This is a genomic window from Clostridium hydrogeniformans DSM 21757, from assembly GCF_000686705.1.
Classification (GTDB): domain Bacteria; phylum Bacillota; class Clostridia; order Clostridiales; family Clostridiaceae; genus Clostridium_Z; species Clostridium_Z hydrogeniformans.
On record NZ_KK366004.1, the window covers coordinates 318,374 to 337,865 of the forward strand.

Genomic DNA, 19,492 nt, shown 5'->3' on the forward strand with positions numbered 1-19,492 from the left:
AATCTTAAAAAATAATATAGAAGAGTTCTAACAAATTTAATTTATAGAGAGTAATTTTTAAAAATTAACCTCTAGATTGATTTAGGATTTTAACTTAAGATGAAGAGTATATTGAAATGGAGGATTAAATCTTGGAATATGTAATAGACCATAATAATTTAGAGTATTTAAACTTAAAAAAATTATTAATTGTAGCACAAAATAGTAGCAATAGTATAGGAGATGAGGAATTTAAGAGGGATAAGGAATTACAAAAAGCCATAGATTTTATAAATAAAACAAAGAAAATAAGGAAAGAGGATCTTAGATTATATTGTACTGATTATGAGGAAGGATTTAAGGGTAAGCATTTAAGTCTTATGGATATATTCTCATTTAATTTACATAATATAAAAGGTCTTAAATTTGAAGAAATAATAGATAAAATGAGAAGGCTTAATGAAGAGGAATTATTGCAAAACATATATGGTATTTTAGGAGATTATGAGGGGAAATTATTTAAAAGTAAGGAAGATATTTTAAAGGAACTTAGGAACATGGCTATAAATGGGGAGTTTAAGTGGAATCTTATGATGGCACTTGAAAATCCTTTAGAATTTATGAAAGGTTTATGTGAGTTTCTTGAGAAGTGTAGGGTGATTTTAAATAAATATCTTTATAAATTTAAGGTGATTGGACAACAGTGGAATGATGAATTAGAAAATTTAATAGGGGAGAAAGGCATAGAATGGTTTAAAGACACCTATGATATTATTCCTTTTAATAATTTTAACCATTGTACTAATATATATATATCTTTGGTATCTGTTAATGATTTTGATATTACATGGGGAATAGGAAGAGATAATAATGGCTATATATATCTTGGGAATAAGTCACGGGAGATGGTAGAAGCTTTTAGAGGGAAAAATAACTTTGATAACTTAATGAGATGTATTAAAAATATATCAGACCCAAGTAGATTTAAGATTTTAAAGTTAATTAGTAATAGAGCCAAGTACGGGCAAGAGCTTGCCCATGACTTAAACTTAACTACACCAACAGTATCTTATCATATTACGGCTCTTAAGATGAATAAGCTTATAAATGAAAAGTATGAGGGAAAGAAGATGTATTACTCCTTAAATAAGGATACTTTAAAAGAGATGATAAAAATATTAGAAAAGGAACTTCAGTTATAGGAGAAAAGCAATATTATAAATTTTCAGTTAACAATATAGGATGAAATATAAAAAACCTTGACTATTTTTGTCAAGGTTTTTATGGGTTTATCATATTTTATTAAGGATATATTTAAAAGTTTATACTTTCATTTCACTATATTGAAGTTTGTATAGATTATAGTATAATTTTTGTTTGGCTAAAAGTTCTTCATGAGTTCCCATTTCTCTTATTTTTCCTTTATGAAGAACAATTATTTTATCAGAGTTTTTTATAGTAGACAATCTATGGGCTACTAAAATAGTTGTTCTCTTTTCTGTAATCTTATAGAGTGCATCCTGTATTAGGCTTTCTGTTTCTGTATCGATATTAGAGGTGGCTTCATCAAGGACTAAAATTGGAGGATTAAAGGCTATGGATCTAGCAAAGGCTATAAGTTGTCTTTCTCCTTGAGAGAAGGTAGTTCCCCTTTCATTTACAGGATCATTATATTTTTTAGGTAGTTTTTCTATAAATTGATTTGCATTTACATATTTACAGGCTTCTATAACTTTCTCATCAGATATATCAGTGTTATTAAGTCTTACGTTGCTTTTTATATCCCCAGTAAAAAGAAAAACATCCTGAAGAACTGTAGCTATATTACGTCTTAAATCTTCTTTCTTCATATGTTTTATATTGATTCCATCAATAAGAATCTCTCCCTTTTGGATATCATAAAGCCTTGTAATAAGACTTATGATAGAGGTTTTACCTGCCCCAGTGGCTCCAACAAAGGCTACTTTTTCACCAGGTTTTATTGAGAAGCTAACATCCTTTAGAATCCAATCCTCATCATTATATGCAAACCATACATTTTTAAATTCAATTTCACCTATAAGCCTTGTTACTTTCTTAGGATCATCTATATTTTTTATTATAGAATCATTATCTAAAATAGTGAATATTTTTTCAGAGGATGCCATGGCAGATTGAAGAATATCATATTTTTCAGTTATATCAAATATAGGCTGGAAAAACATAGTAACATAGTTTATAAATGCAAAAAGCACACCGAATTCTATAGAGCTATCTAAGACCCTAAAGCCACCAAACCATATAAGTAGAGCCATAGTTAAAGAGGATAAGAGTTCTATAGCAGGTCTAAAAATAGCAAAGATTACAGTTTGCTCAAGGCTGGCCTTCTTATAAGAAGTATTTATCTCATCAAACTCCTTAAACTTTTTATCTTCTTTATTATATATCTGAACAACCTTAACACCAGAAATGTTTTCAGAGAGGAAGGAGTTTATTCTAGATAACCTAGATCTAACCTTTCTATAAGCATCCCTATCATATTTTTTAAATAATAAAGCTACTATAAAGATAATTGGAAGGGTGCTTATGGATATTAAGGCTAAGTTTTTATTTAAAATAAACATGGCAATAACTATACCGCCTAACATAAATATATCTTTAATAAGGTATATTAGTACTCCAGTATACATTTCATTTAGAGTTTGAACATCATTTGTTATTCTGGTAACTAATCTACCAACAGGAGTTTTATCAAAGAAAGAAAGATTAAGGCTCTCTAAGTGGACAAATAGTTTTTGACGTATATTATAAATTATCTTTTGACCTGTAAATTGTAGTATATACATTTGGAAATAGTTAATTACAAAACCTAAACAATAGGTTAAAAGTAATATAATAACTATATACTTAAGAGAAGTTATATCATTATTTCTTAGAGATTTAATTTCATTTTTTGAAAGCTTTTTATATATTTTATTATTATTTAAGGAAACTTCCTTAGAATAATCTACCTTGCCATATACAAGATAAACTTCCTTATCATAATATATAAGAGAATATACCTTATCTATATTGTAGTTTTCCTTAAGTTCCTTGCTAGATATAAAGAATTTATCTCCTATAAGGGTTGAATTTTTTATATCATTGCTGACTTCTATATAAGACTGTTTAAAACCATTTAAATCATCATCAATGGCACTTTTAATTATAGAAGGTCTAATTAAAAGGATTACAGTAGATATTAACATAAGAATCATTACAATGAACAAATTCAACTTAAAAGGTTTTGCAAAGGTAAGAAGTCTTTTCATAAGATTTGAATCATAATCTTTAGTAAGTAACTCATCATCATTGAAGTTATCCATATCTTAGACCTCCTCATCTATTTTTTCTTCTAGTAATTGTTTATTATAAATTTCACTATATAAACCTTGATTATTTATAAGAGTTTCATGGGTTCCCTCTTCAACTATCCTTCCCTCATCTAAGACTAAGATGTTATGGCTATTTTTTATAGCAGATATTCTATGAGATATTATTATTGAAGTTCTGTCCTTCATAATAGATTTAAGATTTTCTAAAATCTTAGTTTCAGTTTTAGCATCAACAGCAGAAAGGCAGTCATCTAATATTAAGATTTCAGGGTTTTTAATTAATGCTCTAGCTATAGAAACCCTTTGCTTTTGCCCACCAGATAATGTAACACCACGCTCTCCAACCATTGTATCAAAGCCTTTAGGGAAATCTATAATATTATTATAAACATCAGCATCCTTAGCTGCCTTTATAATACTCTCCATATCCAAGGTATCATTAGCTAAGTTTATATTTTCAGAGATATTATAGGAGAATAAGAAAGGATCAGAAGCCATGCCTATATTTCTTCTTAAAGTGGATAATGGGATTTTATTTATATCTTCATCATTTATAAAGATTTTTCCGTCATCTATGTTATAAAGTCTAACTAACAAATTAACTAAGGTGCTTTTTCCACTACCAGTCCTTCCAATTATACCTAAGGTCTCACCTTTTTTAATATTCATGTTAATATTCTTTAATGAGGGAATATTAGCTCCTGGGTAAGTAAAGGTTAAGTCCTTTATAGCTAAGTCTCCATTAATACTTTTTATTTGGTGAACATCATTTGAATCATAGATTTCAGGATTTACTTTAAGAATATTTTCTATTCTTTCAAGGGAAGCAAAACCTCTTTGGATAACATTTATTACAAATCCTATAGCCATCATAGGCCAAATAAGTTGTCCTATGTACATATTAAAGGCAACAAAATCTCCAAGAGAAATATCTCCATATATTACATATAATCCACCTATACCTATAAAAATAACAAAGCTTAAGGAGGCTATAAACTCTACTAAAGGTTGCATTATAACCTGTATTTTTGAGTATTCCATATTTTTTTCAAAGTTATTAAGATTTTCTTTAGTAAACTTTTCAAATTCTTTTTCTTCCTGAACAAAAGATTTAATGACTCTTATACCAGAAAAATTTTCTTGTACTAATTCAGTAAGGGTAGAAAAAGATTTTTGTACTACCATAAATTTTTTGTGAATTAATTTTCCGAATTTTGTGGCAGTAAGGGAAATAAAAGGTAAGGGAAGTAAGGATAACAATGTTAGCTTTACATCTATAGAAAGCATTGTAATTATAGTTATTGAAGACAAAAAAAGAGCATCAATTATCATAACCATACCGAAGCCTAAAGACATTATTACAGAGTTTAAATCGTTAGTTGCTAAAGCCATTAAGTCTCCAGTTTTATTTTCATTGTAAAAGTTCACGGAAAGTTTTTGAAGATGAGAAAAGTATTTATTTCTCATTTCATATTCAATATGCTTTGCTGTGCCAACAATAAGTACTCTCCAAACAAAACGTCCAACAGCTACTATTATGGCTGTTCCAATAAATAATAGGATATATTTTAATATATAACTTTGAGATGCTTTACCGTTTGAAAGACTGTCAGCTAATACACCTAATATTTTAGGTGGTACTAATTGCATAAAATCTATGAACATTAGCATTAGTACACCTAGAATATATTTTTTCTTAAATAATAATGTGTACTTAAACAGAGCTTTTAATTTTTTCAATTTGTATATTCCCCCTCTCTTCTTAAAATATTATAACATTTTATACAAATAATAGAAATATGTTTAAAAGTTTCTTGAGTAAAAAGTTTTAATTTATATAAATGTAGTAAATACTATAAGAAGTGAAAATGTTAAGATTCTGAAAAAAATTAAAATTAATAAAATATCGCCTAAAATCATTTTTTGTGGTATACTGTTTAAGGATTTTACGAAGTTTAACTTAAGGTTAAAATGGGGATAAAAAACTTAATAAAGAAATAGTTTCTTTAGGAGGATATTATGGGAAATTATATATTCACGTTAACAGCGGTGTTTCAGATTTCTGTCTTTTTATTAACTTCCTATTATTTAATACTATCCTTATTTGGATTGCATAGGAAAAAAGAAAAGAGGAAGCATGAAGCTAAAAATTCTTTTGCCCTTATTGTTGCGGCACATAATGAAGAGGTTGTTATTGGTAAGATAGTTGAAAGTCTTATTGATTTAGATTATCCAAAACATCTATATGATATATTTGTTATAGCTGATAATTGTACTGATAAAACAGCAAACATAGCAAGAGAACATGGCGCTAAAGTTTTTGAAAGAGTAAACAAGGATAAAAGAGGAAAAGGTTATGCCCTTGAATGGATGTTTGCTAAGATATTTAAGATGAATAAAAAGTATGATGCAGTAGCAGTATTTGATGCTGATAATCTTGTATCTAAGAACTTTCTTAATGAAATGAATAATCATATGTGTGAAGGATACAATGTGGTTCAAGGGTATTTAGATAGTAAAAATCCAAATGATTCATGGATAACTCAGGCATATTCAATATCCTTTTGGGCATCTAATAGATTATTCCAGTTAGCTAGAAAGAACCTAGGACTATCTAATCAAATAGGTGGAACTGGATTTGTTATAAATACTAAGGTATTAAAGAAACTAGGATGGGGAGCTACTTGCCTTACAGAAGACTTAGAATTTACATGTAAGTTAGTCATGAATGGAGAAAAGGTAGGTTGGGCTCATGATGCTATAGTGTATGATGAGAAACCTTTAAAATTAAAAGAATCCTGGAAGCAAAGAAAAAGATGGATGCAGGGATTCTCAGATGTTGCCTCTAGATTCTTTTTAAAACTTATTAAAAAGGGAATAAAGGAAAGAAACATAGTAGCTTTTGACTGCGCCTTATATGTAATACAACCTTTTGTAGTTTTATTACTAGGAGTATCATTACTACTAACTATGGCACAGAACTTTACAGAGAGTGGACTTAACATATTTGCAATTAACTATCTATTCCCAATTTATATTTGGAAGGGATTTTCTATATTCCAATTTCTTTTAACACCATTTGTAATGGTTGTTGAAGGCAAATTATCAAGAAAACTTTTTACACTACTTGCTTTATATTCAGGAAATGTATTTGTTATGAGTCATATAGTAGGTGATAATCCAGACCTTATAGTTGCAGTGGCAGCTCAAGGAGTATTTATGGCATTTTTCTTAGGAGTAACATATGTAGCTCTTGGGAAGCTTGCTTTTAAACAATTTATGTGGTACTTATTATATGGAATCTATACTTTAACTTGGATACCTATAACAATACAAGGTATAATAGATAAGGATAAAAAGGAATGGAGCCATACAAAGCACGTAAGGCAAATAGGAATATATGATGTATAACCAGTGATTTCACTGGTTATTTTTTTAATCCTATGGGTAGTTTTAGGAATTAAGTAAAAATACATAATAAAACATAAAATATAATATAAAAAATAAGAACGTAAGTTTGACAACATAATAGTATCACATTATACTATTATGTTGTAATGTAAGGTTTAGAAGGATTATTTTATATAATGAAATAATCCTAGAATATTAGGGATAAAAATTTAAATTAATATAAAATAGTTTACCAAAGAGTAGTTAACTATATATGAAAATAAACAAAAGGTTTGGTGCAAGTTATGTTTAAACTAATTGAATATAAGGACTTAGAGAAAACTTTAAAAGATTATGCGTTAATAGATGTTAGAAGTGAAAAAGAGTTTAATGAAAATACAATTCCAGGAGCAATAAATATCCCTCTTTTTACAGATGAAGAGAGAGAGAAGATAGGAACAGTATATATAAATGAAAGTATAGAAAAAGCAAAGAAAATGGGTATAGAAGCAGTTTCGAAAAAATTACCTCATATATATGAAAGAATTACAGAGATTTATAAAGATCACAAGAATTTAGTGTTTTTCTGTGCAAGAGGGGGAATGAGAAGTGCAAGCATTACTTCTCTTATGAATGCCTTAAGTATAAGTTCTTACAGAATAAAAGGAGGATACAAGGGCTATAGAGAATTTATAAATAAAGAACTTCCAAAAATTCACGAAGAGGTTAAGTATATTGTAGTTCATGGAACCACAGGATGTGGAAAAACTGAAATCCTAAATAAGATAAAAGAAGAAGGATATGATGTGGTGGACCTTGAGTATGCAGCTAATCATAGAGGATCTCTTCTTGGAAGTGTAGGATTAGGAAGATGTAGAAGTCAAAAAATGTTTGAATCTATTGTATATGAACAGCTTAAAAATAGAAAAACAAATTATGTTTTTATTGAGGGAGAAAGCAAAAGAATAGGTAATATAATTATTCCATCCTATATTTTTGATACTATGACTGAGGGATATCATATTTATGTAGAAGGAAATATGGAAAATAGGGCTAAGCTTTTAGTTAAAGAGTATACAAAAGGGGAGAATGCCAAGGAAGAAATACTCTCCTCCTTAAATAGAATGGAAAAGTATATGGGGAAAAAGAAAAGAGAGGCTTATAGTGAACTAGTTAATGAAGAAAAATACTATGAAGTATGTATAGAGCTTATGAAAAATTATTATGATCCTATGTATTTAAATTCTATGAAAAAACATGATTTTAATAACAGTATATATATAGAGGATGTAGAAGATGGGATACATAAATTAATTCATTGGTATAAAGATAATATTATAAATAAGCATGATGAATTATAGGGTGTAAATATAAATTATTAACCTATTCATTAAAAGGATATTTGATTTATACTGCTTTAGGTAGTGTATAAATTAACTTAAAGCAAGAAAAGTTAAGAATTAAGGTAGAATCTCTATATTTCCTTTTTACTTATAAACAAAGAAATGCTTAAAATTAACAATAGAAGTTACCATATATAAGAGTTAAGTTTACGTAAAGTTATTAAAATATAAAGTTATGGGATAAATATATTTAGAGTAAGATTGGAGGATTAATATGGTAGACAAGAATGTACAATCTTATGATGTAACAGATCTTACTTCCTTAGAAAAATTAGAGCCAGTTAGAATTAGACCAGGAATGTATATAGGATCTACTGGTAGTAAGGGATTACATCATTGCATATGGGAGATATTAGACAATGCCATAGATGAAATATCTAATGGATATGGAGATAAAGCCACAATTATACTAAATGATGATAAAAGTGTAACTATTATGGATAATGGTAGAGGAATTCCTACGGGACTCCATCCTATAAAGAAAAAATCAGGAGTTGAGATGGTATTTACAGAACTCCATACAGGAGGAAAGTTTAATAATAAAAATTATAAAACTTCTGGTGGACTTCATGGCGTTGGAGCAGCTGTTGTTAATGCACTATCAAAATGGTTAGAGGTTGAAGTTTATCAAAATGGAAATATATACAGACAGACCTTTGAATATGCCTATGACAAAGAACTTAAAAGAGATATGCCGGGAACTCCTACAAGTAAACTAGAGATAATAGGAAAGACTAAAGAAACTGGAAGTAAGATAAGTTTTATGGCAGATAAAGATGTGTTTTCTACCATAGATTTTAAATTTGATGTTATTGATGAAAGACTTCAAGAACTTGCTTTTCAAAATAAAGGTATAAGGCTTGAACTTATAGATAGAAGAAAAGAAGAAGCGGTTAAAAAAGAGTATTTTTCTGAAAGAGGGCTTTTAGATTTTATAGAATATTTAAATGAAAGTAAGTCTCCTCTTCATAGTAATCCAATAATTTTTGAAGGAGAAAAGGTTATAGGGGAATTATCTATGTATGGAGAGGTCTGTATTCAGTTTACAGATTCAACTACAGAGTATATAGCAAGCTATGTTAATAATATACCAACTACAGAGGCTGGAACCCATGAAACGGGATTTAAGACTGGTATGACTAGAGCATTTAAAGAATGGGCAAAAAAGCTTAATCTTATAAAGGAAAAGGAAAAAGAATTTGAAGGTGATGACCTTAGAGAAGGTATTACTTCTATTGTAAGGATAAAGATATCTAATCCCATGTTTGAAGGGCAAACAAAAACAAAGCTAGGTAATAATGAAGCTTATACAATGATGAATGAGATTACCTATACTAAGCTTTGCGAGTGGATAGAGGATAATAAGGAGACAGCAACACTTATTATAAATAATGCTCAAGATGCGGCTGCAAGAAGAGAAAAAATAAAGAAAATAAACGAAGCAGAAAAGAAGAAGATAGGTAAAGGAACGGCACCTTTAGCAGGAAAAATAGCGGTTTGTACATTAAAGGATAAAAACGTAAATGAATTTATTGTAGTTGAGGGAGACTCAGCGGGAGGTTCTGCAAAGCAGGCAAGAGATAGAAGATTTCAAAGTATAATGCCTTCAAAGGGTAAAATCATGAATACAGAGAAACAAAAACTTGAGAATGTACTAGCGTCTGAAGAGTTAAAGATTTTTAATACTGCTATTGGTACTGGAACTCTTGATAATTATAAGGAAGAAGATTTAAAGTATGATAAAATAATTATTATGTCAGATGCTGATGTAGATGGATATCATATAAGAACTTTATGGATTACATATATTTATAGGTATATGAGACCTTTAATAAATAATGGTCATTTATATATAGCTATGCCTCCTTTATATAAGGTTTATAAAAAGGATAAAGGGGGACGTGAAAATATAGTATATGCTTACAGTAATGAAGAGTTAGAAGATGCAAAGAAGAAAATCGGAAAGGGATTTATAATCCAAAGATATAAAGGTCTTGGGGAGATGAATCCAGATCAGCTTTGGGAGACTACCCTAAATCCTGAAACAAGAACTCTTCATAAAGTTACTATAGAGGATGTTTCAAAGGCAGAAAAGATGGTATCTCTTCTTATGGGGGATATTGTGGAACCAAGAAAAAATTACATGTATAAGTATGGTGAGTTTTAGGCTATAAGCTTAAAGCTCCTTATATGTTTTAGGGAACTTGAATAAATATCTAGTTTAACATAGAAATGGAGTAGATGTTATGGCAAAAAAAGACACTATTATCCCAAAAGATAATAATATTATAGAAGTGCCAATGGAAGAAGTAATGCCAGAGAATTATCTTCCTTATGCCATAGAGGTGGCTAAGGAGAGAGCTCTTCCAGATGTACGTGATGGATTAAAACCTGTTCATAGAAGAATACTTTATGGGGCTTATCTTTTAAAGGCTTTTCCAGATAAGCCTTATTTTAAATCTGCTAGAATAGTAGGAGATATTCTAGGTAAGTTTCATCCCCATGGAGATGCATCTGTATACGATTCTATGGTAATTATGGCGCAGAATTTTTCAACAAGGGCTCCACTTATTGATGGACATGGTAACTGGGGATCAATAGATGGGGACAGTGCTGCAGCTATGCGTTATACAGAAGCCAGGCTTACAAATATAGCTTTAGAACTGCTAAAGGATATAGATAAGAATGTAGTAGATATGGTACCAAACTACTCTAATACTGAGGAGGAACCAAAGGTACTACCAGCTAGGTACCCTAATCTCTTAGTTAATGGTACCTTTGGAATAGCAGTTGGTCTTGCTACAAATATACCACCACATAATTTAGGGGAGGTTATAGATGGAACTCTTGCATACATAGATAATAAGGATATAACAACTAAAGATCTTATGGAGTATGTAAAGGGGCCTGATCTTCCAACAGGTGGAATACTTATAGGCAGTGACTCCTTAAGGGCTGCTTATGAAACAGGAGAAGGAAGGGTTACTTTAAGAGCTAAGACTTCCATTGAAAAACTTGAAAATGGAAGGCTAGGAATTGTAATTACAGAATTCCCTTACAGAAAGAATAAAGCAAGACTTCTTCAAACTATTTCAGAAATGACTGGGGATAAAAGACATGCTAAAGCTTTAGAGTCAATTACAGACATAAGGGATGAATCAGATAGAGAAGGTATTAGAGCTGTTATTGAATTTAAAAAAGCAGTAGATGAGGATATGGCAGATAAGGTGTTAAAATATCTCTTTAAAAAGACAGATCTTCAGTGTAATATAAGCTTTAATATGGTTGCACTTGCTGAGGGTAAACCTGAGACTATGGGGCTTAAAACTATATTAACTCACTATGTAAATCACCAAAAAGAAGTTATTACAAGAAGAAGTGAAAGAGAGCTTGAAATTGCTGAAAAAAGATTCCATATAGTTGAAGGGTTTATAAAAGCTATAGAAGTTTTAGATGAGGTAATTAAGATAATAAGAGGATCAAAGTCTAAAAAAGATGCAAGAGAGAATCTTATAAAAGAGTTTTCTTTTACAGAACTTCAGGCAGATGCAATCCTTGAACTTATGTTATATAGACTTACAGGTCTTGAAATAAAAGTATTTGAGAAAGAATATAAGGAACTTGAAAAGATAATAAAAGGATTAAAGAAAATATTAAGTAGTGAGAAAGAACTTTTAAAGGTTATAAAAGATGAGTTACTTAGAGTAAAAGAAGAGTATGGTGATTCTAGACGTAGTAAAATAATAGAGGATGAAAGTGAAGCTAAAATAGATTTAGAAGAGCTAATAGTAGTTGAGGATACAATGATTACCCTATCTAATGATGGTTTTATAAAGAGGGTAGGTCTTAAATATTACAATAGGCTAAATTTAGATTTAAAAGATATTGATTATAGGGAAGGTGACTTTGGGAAGTATTTAATACCTTCTAACACAAAGGATACCTTTGTGGTATTTACTAATAAGGGAAATATGTATCAATTAAAAGGTAATATGATACCAGAGTATAAGTGGAAGGAAAAAGGAGAAAGATTAGATGAATTAATAAGAGGTCTTGATTTAAATGAGGAATCTATAATTTCCGCCTTCTCCTTTAATATATTTTCCAGTAGCAAGGTTCTTGTATTTATAAACTCAAAGGGAGGAATAAAGAAGACTTCTTTAGACAATTTCTTATCTTCTTATAGCAAACTTTCAGCCTTAAAGCTAAAGGAAGGGGAAAATCTTGTAGAGGTTTATCTTAGGGAGTTAGAAGAAGAAGAGAAGTGCTTAAGAATTAAAACCTTTAAAGGACTTGACTTTACAGTTTCAGAGCCAGAATTGTCTGCTTCTCCTAGAAATAACATAGGTATTTATATGTTTACCTTAAATGGTGAAGATTATATAGTAGAAACTGAAGTAGTTGTAGAATATCCTATGGCAGAATTTACTTTTGGAATAAACACAAAAGGAGATATTAAAATTTATGATAGAGGAAGAGCAGATGCTTTTAATAAAGCTAGGGTGAATTCCTTTAAAGATATATTAATATTTACAAAAGAAGGTAAGGTATATAAGATTCCAGGATTTATGGTTCAAAATCTAAGGGATGTTAAAATTAATATAAGAGATTTAGTAGACGATATGTCAGAAGAGGATTCAGTAGTTTCAGTTATAAGTATTAATGACTATTCAGAAGACTTAGGATTATATACATTTACAGCAGGTGGATATATAAAGAAAATGGGAGTTACAGAGCTTCAAGGAGAGATAAGTGGCCAAAGTTATCACAAGCTTAAAGAAAATGACTATGTAATAGGGGCAAATTTAGGTAATATCAATGAAGGAACAGCTTTAATTATAAGTAAGGATGGTATGGGTATAAAGTTCCCAGTAGATTCTATAAATGATATGAGTAGGAACGCCCAAGGTGTTATAGGTATAAGTCTAAAGGATGAGGATGAAGCTATCTTTGGATATGTAATAAGTTCTGAGGATAATGAAATAGCAGTGACCTCTAAAGATATAGGTCTTACTATAAATACAGAGAACGGTATAGAAAAACATGTAGATATTTCTTCTATAAAGGTTCAAAATAGGGCTGGACGTGGTAATACAATAGTTCCTATGAAAATAGAGGATAGGGTTTCTAAGATTAAGTTATCTTAATCTATAGGGATAATAAAGTACTTTTTAGTAGGTACCTTTTATTTAATCATAAAATTATGTAGGATTAAGTATTTTAAGTTATTATGTTTGTTAAATCTTAAAATAAAGAAGAAGTGTTAACTTGACTTCTAAGGTATAAAGATTAATAATTTTTATGATATAAGTTAACTAACATAAGAAGTTAATTTAATATTTATCATATAAGAAGGAGTGATGGTTATGAAAAAGGTAATGGTACTTCTTGCTAATGGGTTTGAAGAGATTGAAGCATTAACAGTGGTAGATATTTTAAGACGTGGAAATGTTAATTGTCATATGGTAAGTATAGGTGGGAATAAGGTTAATGGAGCTCATGGTATTGAAGTTATTGCAGATAAAACTTTAGACTCTGTAGAAGAAAACCTATATGATGCAATAGTTCTTCCAGGAGGAATGCCAGGAGCTGAGAACTTAAAAAATAATACTAGGGTTGTAGAGCTTGTACAAAGATATTATAGTGATAAAAAGTTAGTTTGTGCTATTTGTGCAGCTCCTATGGTTCTTGGGTATGCAGGAATAATGGAAAATGTAGATTTTACTTGTTATCCTGGATTTGAAGTCCATGTTAAGGATGGAAATAAAAAAGAGGATTTAGTTGTAAAATCTCACAATATAATAACAGGAAAAGGACCAGCAGCAGCTTTTGAGTTTGCATATTTAATATTGAAGACTTTAGGAAATAAAAATACTGAAGAGATAAGTAAGGCTATGATGTTTTAAGTTTACATAAGTCTTTAATAATAAGAGAACCAGCAATTTAATTATAATTGCTGGTTTTTTATTATATAAAAATTTGTAGGTGGAAATTACTTCTATAGATTAGTCGAAAGTTGTAACAAAAATATTCTTTACAAAATATAATACACTAGTGTACTATTTAATTAATACAGCAATACAAAGGTGGTGAATAAACATAAATGGATTTTCAGTTTAATTCAAAGGAACCTATATATTTTCAGATAGTTAATTATATAAAAAGAAAGATTGTATCAGGAGAATTTGAGGAGGGGGAAAAATTGCCATCAGTAAGGGATTTAGCAAGAGAACTTAAGGTGAATCCTAATACTATACAAAGGGTTTACACGGAACTTGAGAATGAAAACCTTGTATATACTCAAAGAGGACTTGGTAAATTTGTTAATGGGGATTTTAAAAATATAAATAAAATAAGAAAAGAAATAAGCACAGAGATTTTAGACAATTTTATAAAAGAATTAAGGGAGTTAGGATTTACTAAAGATGAGGTAATAAATATTATAAGTGAGAGGTATTAGGAGGGATTAAAGTGAATGATTTATTGTGCATAGATAACCTTAAGAAGAGTTATGGAAGAAAAGAAGTGTTAAAAGGAATAAACTTGAAGCTTGATAAAGGAAAAGTTTTAGGGATTCTTGGGCCAAATGGAAGTGGAAAGACTACTCTTTTAAATATATTAGGTGGATTTTTAAAACCTAGTTCAGGAAAGATTCTTATAGATGAGGAAATATTATCAATAGAAAGTAAAAGATCAATATCTTTTATGCAGGATAAAAATATATTTTCACCTTGGATGAAGGTAATAGATGCTATGGAATTCTATAAAGATTTTTTTGAGGATTTTAACTATGGTAAGGCAGAAGCTATCATAGAAAAAATGAATATAGATAAAAAAGATAAGATAAAAAGCTTATCTAAGGGGACCATAGAAAAATTATCTTTAGCCCTAACATTAGCAAGAGATTCAAGGATTTATATATTAGATGAGCCTATAGCAGGAGTGGATCCTGTAGCCCGTGAAATTATTATAGATAATATTATAGATAATTTAAATGAAGGATCTTCTATGATAATAACCACTCATTTAGTAAATGAGCTGGAGAGAATTTTTGATGAGGTAGCTTTTATAAGGGATGGAATAATAGTTAAGACTGGAAGTGCAGAAGATTTAAGGATAAGTAATAATAAATCTATTGAAGAATTATATAAGGATATTTTTAGGTAGGAGGGAGTTATTATATGCTTAAAATATTAAAGTACAGCTTAAAGGAATATAAATGGGTTTATATAGCAGAAGCTTTAGGGATTATAGCCTTTACTATAGGTACTAATTTAAGTGAAGATATTAATATCAAAGTAATTACTAGTTTTTTATCCATAGTAATGTTTGTAAATTTTATTATGCAAATAATGCTTTTTTCTTTTCAACTATCTACTGAAAGAGGGAGAATGCTTTTTATGGCACCTATAAAAGGAAAAAGTTTTTTCGTAAGTAAGGTAGTTGAGTTTTTTGCAGCAAATACCTTCATAATATTATCAGGAGTTTTTATATTGGCTATAAGTTCTTTAGGCAATAATGAATTAAGTAGTGGTCTATTAAGATTCATTTATGAGAATTTTGGCAATATGTTAAAGTTATCAACTATTTATTTTATAATAATAAGTTTAATTACTTTAGTAGGATCTATAACTAATAATGGACTTGTTGTAGTACTTTCTTCTATAATTGGAAATCTTATAATTACATTAGGACTCGGGAAGTTAAACCATTTATGCAATATATGGTTTGAAGATTATATCTATAAGGTTTCTTATAATGATTCCACTAAAGTTTTTTATAGTGTAGGAGATATTATGAATTCTAGTTTAAATCTTGTATATATAGGATTAACTATTATTATAATTGGAGGACTTATATATTTTTCTTCTAAGATCTTAGATAAAAAATTAGATATAATTTAGTCAATAGAAGAAAAAAATACACTATAGTATTAGAAGAAGGATAATATAAGGAGGGGATTTAGAATTATAAATTTTAGAATCCCTAAGTGGGAATAGGTAAGTTATATTAAAAATATTTATAATAATTTAATTAAGTTACCGTTAAAATAATAAAAGTCTAACATTATAAAAACTATGGAATCATTATGATTTCATAGTTTTTATAATGTTAGATATATTTGCTTTAATATAATATATGATATTATAATTAGTCTAGTGAACTATAAGATTTTATGTAAATATTAAATCATTAGATAGGGGTTAAAGGAGTAATTAAAATGGAAACTATAACTTTAAATAATGGAGTTAAGATAATATATGAATATAGAAGGGGAGATTTAACATCTTTTTCTATAGGTTTAGATGCTGGGGCGTTAAGAGAAGAAGGATACACAAAAGGATGCGCTCATTTTGTGGAGCATATGGTTTTTAAGGGGACAGACATATTAAATGAAGATGAGATAAATAATAGACTAGATAAAGTTTTTGGATTTAATAATGCTATGACTAATTATCCTTATTTGGTATATTACGGCACATGCCTTTCAGAGGATTTAAATGAGGCTTTTTCCTTATATGGCAGCATAGTTACTAAACCTTCCTTTAAGGAAGAAGGATTTAAAGAAGAAAAACATATAATAATCCAAGAGGCTATGGAGTGGAAAGAGGATTTAGAACAATATATTGAAGATGAGCTTTTGTATAATTCTTTTAATAAAAGAAGAATTAAAGATATAATAATTGGACGAGAGGAAGAGTTGAAAAATATAACCTTAGAGGAAGTAAAAGACTTTTATAATAAGCACTATATAGGAGAAAATATGGTGATATCTTTTGTTACATCAAAAGGAATAGAAGAAATTAAAGAACTAGTTTCTAGAAACTTTAAGGATATATCAGTGGGGAAAAAATTAAAGGCTTTAGACTTTAAGGAAAATATAAAGGAAGGAGTTTATAAAAAGTCTATAGAGGGATTAAAAGGAAGTAAGATTTTATATGGCTTTGACATAGGAAATCTTAATGAAAAAGAGATAGAGGCTTTATATATATTTAATATGTTTTTTGGAGAAGGGGTAAGCTCTATTCTTTTTTCTAATATAAGAACTAAGGAAGGCTTAGCATATGAAATAAAATCAAATATAAAATATGAAAAAGGAATTAGACTTTTCACTATATATGGAAGTTCTTCTAAGGATAAAATAGATATAATGAAAGACATTATAGATAATATAATTTTAAATATTAAGGACTACATAACAACCATAGAAGATTTAGAGGTATATAAGAAGAGGCTTTTAATGAAATTTGCTGTTAATGAAGAAAGTTCTATAAGAAGGGCACTAAGACTTTGTACTAATGATATAATGTTTAATACTGATATCCATAAGAAAGAAATAATAAAGGAAGTTAATGAGGAATTTATATTAGAAGTAGTGGAGAAAGTTTTTAAAAAAGGAGCATTACAAATATTTAAGTAGTAAAGAAGAGGTTTTAAATGGAAAAGTGGTTAGTTAGAAATGTAAAAGCAGATTATAAGTTTTATAGTGATGCTTTAAAGGTAGATGAAGTTATAGCAAGACTTCTTATAAATAGAGGAATAAATGATTTAAACGAGGCAAGAGAGTTTTTAAATCCAAGTGTTAAGGATTTAAATCCTCCATATTTATTAGAGGATTTAACAAAAGCTGTAGAGATTATGAGGGATTCTATAGAGAGAAAAGAGAAGATTTTAATTGTAGGAGACTATGATGTAGATGGGGTTATAAGTACTTATATACTTTATAGGACTTTAAAGACATGTGGTGCAAATGTTACCTATCATATACCTCATAGGATAACAGAAGGTTATGGAATAAATGTAGATATAATAAATAGGGCCAAGGAAGAGAAGGTAGACCTTATAATAACCTGTGATAATGGAATAGCTGCTTTAGAACAAATAAAACATTGCAAAAAGCTAGGGATGAAAATTATAGTTACAGATCACCATGATATAGCTTTTGTAGAGGAAAATAATAAAAGAAGATATGTTCTTCCAGAGGCTGATGCAGTTGTAAATCCTAAAAGAAATGATTGTATGTATCCATTTAAGAAGCTTTGTGGCGCTGGAATTGCTTTTAAGTTTTCAGAGTTTTTATATGAAACCTTAGGATTTTCACCCTCATATTCTGAAGACCTCTTGGAATTTGCGGCTATTGCCACAGTTTGTGATGTGGTAGATTTAATTGGAGAAAATAGGATTATAGTATCTAAGGGGTTAGAAAAAATAAATAATAGTAGTAATTATGGTTTAAATGCTCTATTTGAAGCAACAGGACTTAAGGGGAAGGACATAGGAGCTTACCATTTAGGTTTTGTTATAGGGCCTTGTATAAATGCTACAGGAAGACTTGAAACAGCAGAGTTATCACTAAAACTCCTTATGAGTAGCTCGAAAGAGGAAGGAGAGCTTTATGCTAAGAAGTTATTTGAATTAAATAAAGAAAGACAAGATATGACTAGCCATGGAGTAGAAAGAGCAATTGAAATAGTAGAAGAAGGCTCAGGGGATGATAAAGTTCTTGTTATATATATAGATGATATCCATGAAAGTATAGCTGGAATAATAGCAGGACGTATAAAAGAAAGATATAATCTGCCTACCTTTGTTATTACTAAGGCTCATGAGGGAGCAAAGGGCTCAGGGCGTTCCATAGAGGGATATAATATGTTTGAAGAAATGGTAAAATGCAAAGAGTTCATGGAGAAGTTTGGTGGGCATCCTATGGCAGCAGGATTATCCTTAAAAAATGAGAATATCGATCCTCTGAGGAGAAAACTTAATAATGTATGTACATTAAGTGAAGAGGATATAGTACCTAAGATAACCTTAGATATGGCTTTAAAGCCACAAGATATAGGCTTATCTTTAGTTAAGACTTTGGAGAGATTAGAACCCTTTGGTAAAGGTAATTCTAAGCCGGTATTTGGAGCTAAGGGAGTAAAAGCTTTAAGAGGAAATCTTATGGGAAAGGATAAAAACTTTTTAAAGCTTAAACTAAGTTATGGAGATGCTTTCTTTGATGGGGTAATGTTTAATAAAGTAGAAAATCTTGTGGAAGAAGTTAATAATAAATATGGAGAAGGTACTTTTGAGAGATTTTTAAATGGAGATAATACTCTAGAGTTAGATTTAGTTTTTAATTTAGAAATAAATGAATTTAATAATAGAGAATATCTACAGCTTATGATAAAGAGCTTTAGAATATAAAATATTTATTTATAAGGATAAGAGAAAATAAAAGTCTCAATTAATCTTGAGGCTTTTATTTTATATATAAACTGTTTATATAAAATAAAAGTTTGTAAGTTTACAATGGTTAAATGAAGAGTTAATGGTAAATAAAAGGATAAATTTCCTTTTATGTAGAATAAAAGGATAGTA

General features: G+C 29.3%; 13 protein-coding genes. 11 read left to right on the plus strand and 2 right to left on the minus strand.

Translation table 11 applies throughout. The annotated features are described in order from the left end of the window. Window positions 1–131: 131 nt before the first annotated feature. Window positions 132–1,181: an ArsR/SmtB family transcription factor gene (locus BR69_RS0114755; protein ID WP_027633862.1), complete on the plus strand. Its 1,050-nt coding sequence runs from the start codon at window positions 132–134 to the stop codon at window positions 1,179–1,181. Window positions 1,182–1,301: 120 nt separating this feature from the next. On the opposite strand, the gene BR69_RS0114760 is transcribed toward BR69_RS0114755, so the two are convergent. After that, window positions 1,302–3,323: an ABC transporter ATP-binding protein gene (locus tag BR69_RS0114760; RefSeq protein WP_027633863.1), complete on the minus strand. Its 2,022-nt coding sequence runs from the start codon at window positions 3,321–3,323 to the stop codon at window positions 1,302–1,304. Between the two features lie 3 nt (window positions 3,324–3,326). Then, window positions 3,327–5,072: an ABC transporter ATP-binding protein gene (locus BR69_RS0114765; protein WP_051623637.1), complete on the minus strand. Its 1,746-nt coding sequence runs from the start codon at window positions 5,070–5,072 to the stop codon at window positions 3,327–3,329. Window positions 5,073–5,351: 279 nt separating this feature from the next. On the opposite strand from BR69_RS0114765, the gene BR69_RS0114770 reads away from it, so the two are divergent. The 10 genes from BR69_RS0114770 to recJ all read left to right on the plus strand — a co-directional run bounded on the left by BR69_RS0114770 (window position 5,352) and on the right by recJ (window position 19,318). Next, window positions 5,352–6,743, plus strand: coding sequence for a glycosyltransferase family 2 protein (locus tag BR69_RS0114770; protein ID WP_027633865.1), 1,392 nt, complete (start codon window positions 5,352–5,354; stop codon window positions 6,741–6,743). Between the two features lie 284 nt (window positions 6,744–7,027). Further along, window positions 7,028–8,083: a tRNA 2-selenouridine(34) synthase MnmH gene (gene mnmH / locus BR69_RS0114775; RefSeq protein ID WP_027633866.1), complete on the plus strand. Its 1,056-nt coding sequence runs from the start codon at window positions 7,028–7,030 to the stop codon at window positions 8,081–8,083. Window positions 8,084–8,339: 256 nt separating this feature from the next. Further along, window positions 8,340–10,292 carry a DNA gyrase/topoisomerase IV subunit B gene (locus BR69_RS0114780; RefSeq protein ID WP_027633867.1) on the plus strand — a complete coding sequence of 651 codons (1,953 nt, stop codon included), beginning with the start codon at window positions 8,340–8,342 and terminating at the stop codon, window positions 10,290–10,292. A 79-nt stretch (window positions 10,293–10,371) separates the two neighbouring features. Next, entirely contained in the window at window positions 10,372–13,272 is a 2,901-nt protein-coding gene (locus tag BR69_RS0114785) for a DNA topoisomerase IV subunit A (RefSeq protein ID WP_027633868.1), read from the plus strand. A gap of 219 nt (window positions 13,273–13,491) precedes the next feature. Further along, window positions 13,492–14,031: a DJ-1 family glyoxalase III gene (locus BR69_RS0114790; RefSeq protein ID WP_027633869.1), complete on the plus strand. Its 540-nt coding sequence runs from the start codon at window positions 13,492–13,494 to the stop codon at window positions 14,029–14,031. Window positions 14,032–14,228: 197 nt separating this feature from the next. Continuing rightward, window positions 14,229–14,585: a GntR family transcriptional regulator gene (locus tag BR69_RS0114795; protein ID WP_027633870.1), complete on the plus strand. Its 357-nt coding sequence runs from the start codon at window positions 14,229–14,231 to the stop codon at window positions 14,583–14,585. A gap of 11 nt (window positions 14,586–14,596) precedes the next feature. Then, window positions 14,597–15,292 (plus strand): ABC transporter ATP-binding protein, encoded by a 696-nt coding sequence (locus tag BR69_RS0114800; RefSeq protein WP_027633871.1) that lies wholly within the window; start codon window positions 14,597–14,599, stop codon window positions 15,290–15,292. A gap of 14 nt (window positions 15,293–15,306) precedes the next feature. Next, window positions 15,307–16,029, plus strand: a complete 723-nt coding sequence (locus BR69_RS0114805; RefSeq protein ID WP_027633872.1) for a hypothetical protein — start codon at window positions 15,307–15,309, stop codon at window positions 16,027–16,029. A gap of 317 nt (window positions 16,030–16,346) precedes the next feature. After that, window positions 16,347–17,546 (plus strand): M16 family metallopeptidase, encoded by a 1,200-nt coding sequence (locus BR69_RS0114810; protein ID WP_027633873.1) that lies wholly within the window; start codon window positions 16,347–16,349, stop codon window positions 17,544–17,546. Between the two features lie 17 nt (window positions 17,547–17,563). Then, window positions 17,564–19,318, plus strand: a complete 1,755-nt coding sequence (gene recJ, locus BR69_RS0114815; protein WP_027633874.1) for a single-stranded-DNA-specific exonuclease RecJ — start codon at window positions 17,564–17,566, stop codon at window positions 19,316–19,318. The last annotated feature ends 174 nt before the right edge of the window (window positions 19,319–19,492 follow it).

Coding starts and splice junctions, on each gene's coding strand:
- BR69_RS0114805 (WP_027633872.1), top strand. CDS start 15,307: ATGCTTAAAATATTAAAGTACAGCTTAAAGGAATATAAATGGGTTTAT.
- BR69_RS0114760 (WP_027633863.1), bottom strand. CDS start 3,323: ATGGATAACTTCAATGATGATGAGTTACTTACTAAAGATTATGATTCA.
- BR69_RS0114810 (WP_027633873.1), top strand. CDS start 16,347: ATGGAAACTATAACTTTAAATAATGGAGTTAAGATAATATATGAATAT.
- recJ (WP_027633874.1), top strand. CDS start 17,564: ATGGAAAAGTGGTTAGTTAGAAATGTAAAAGCAGATTATAAGTTTTAT.
- BR69_RS0114790 (WP_027633869.1), top strand. CDS start 13,492: ATGAAAAAGGTAATGGTACTTCTTGCTAATGGGTTTGAAGAGATTGAA.
- mnmH (WP_027633866.1), top strand. CDS start 7,028: ATGTTTAAACTAATTGAATATAAGGACTTAGAGAAAACTTTAAAAGAT.
- BR69_RS0114770 (WP_027633865.1), top strand. CDS start 5,352: ATGGGAAATTATATATTCACGTTAACAGCGGTGTTTCAGATTTCTGTC.
- BR69_RS0114785 (WP_027633868.1), top strand. CDS start 10,372: ATGGCAAAAAAAGACACTATTATCCCAAAAGATAATAATATTATAGAA.
- BR69_RS0114780 (WP_027633867.1), top strand. CDS start 8,340: ATGGTAGACAAGAATGTACAATCTTATGATGTAACAGATCTTACTTCC.
- BR69_RS0114795 (WP_027633870.1), top strand. CDS start 14,229: ATGGATTTTCAGTTTAATTCAAAGGAACCTATATATTTTCAGATAGTT.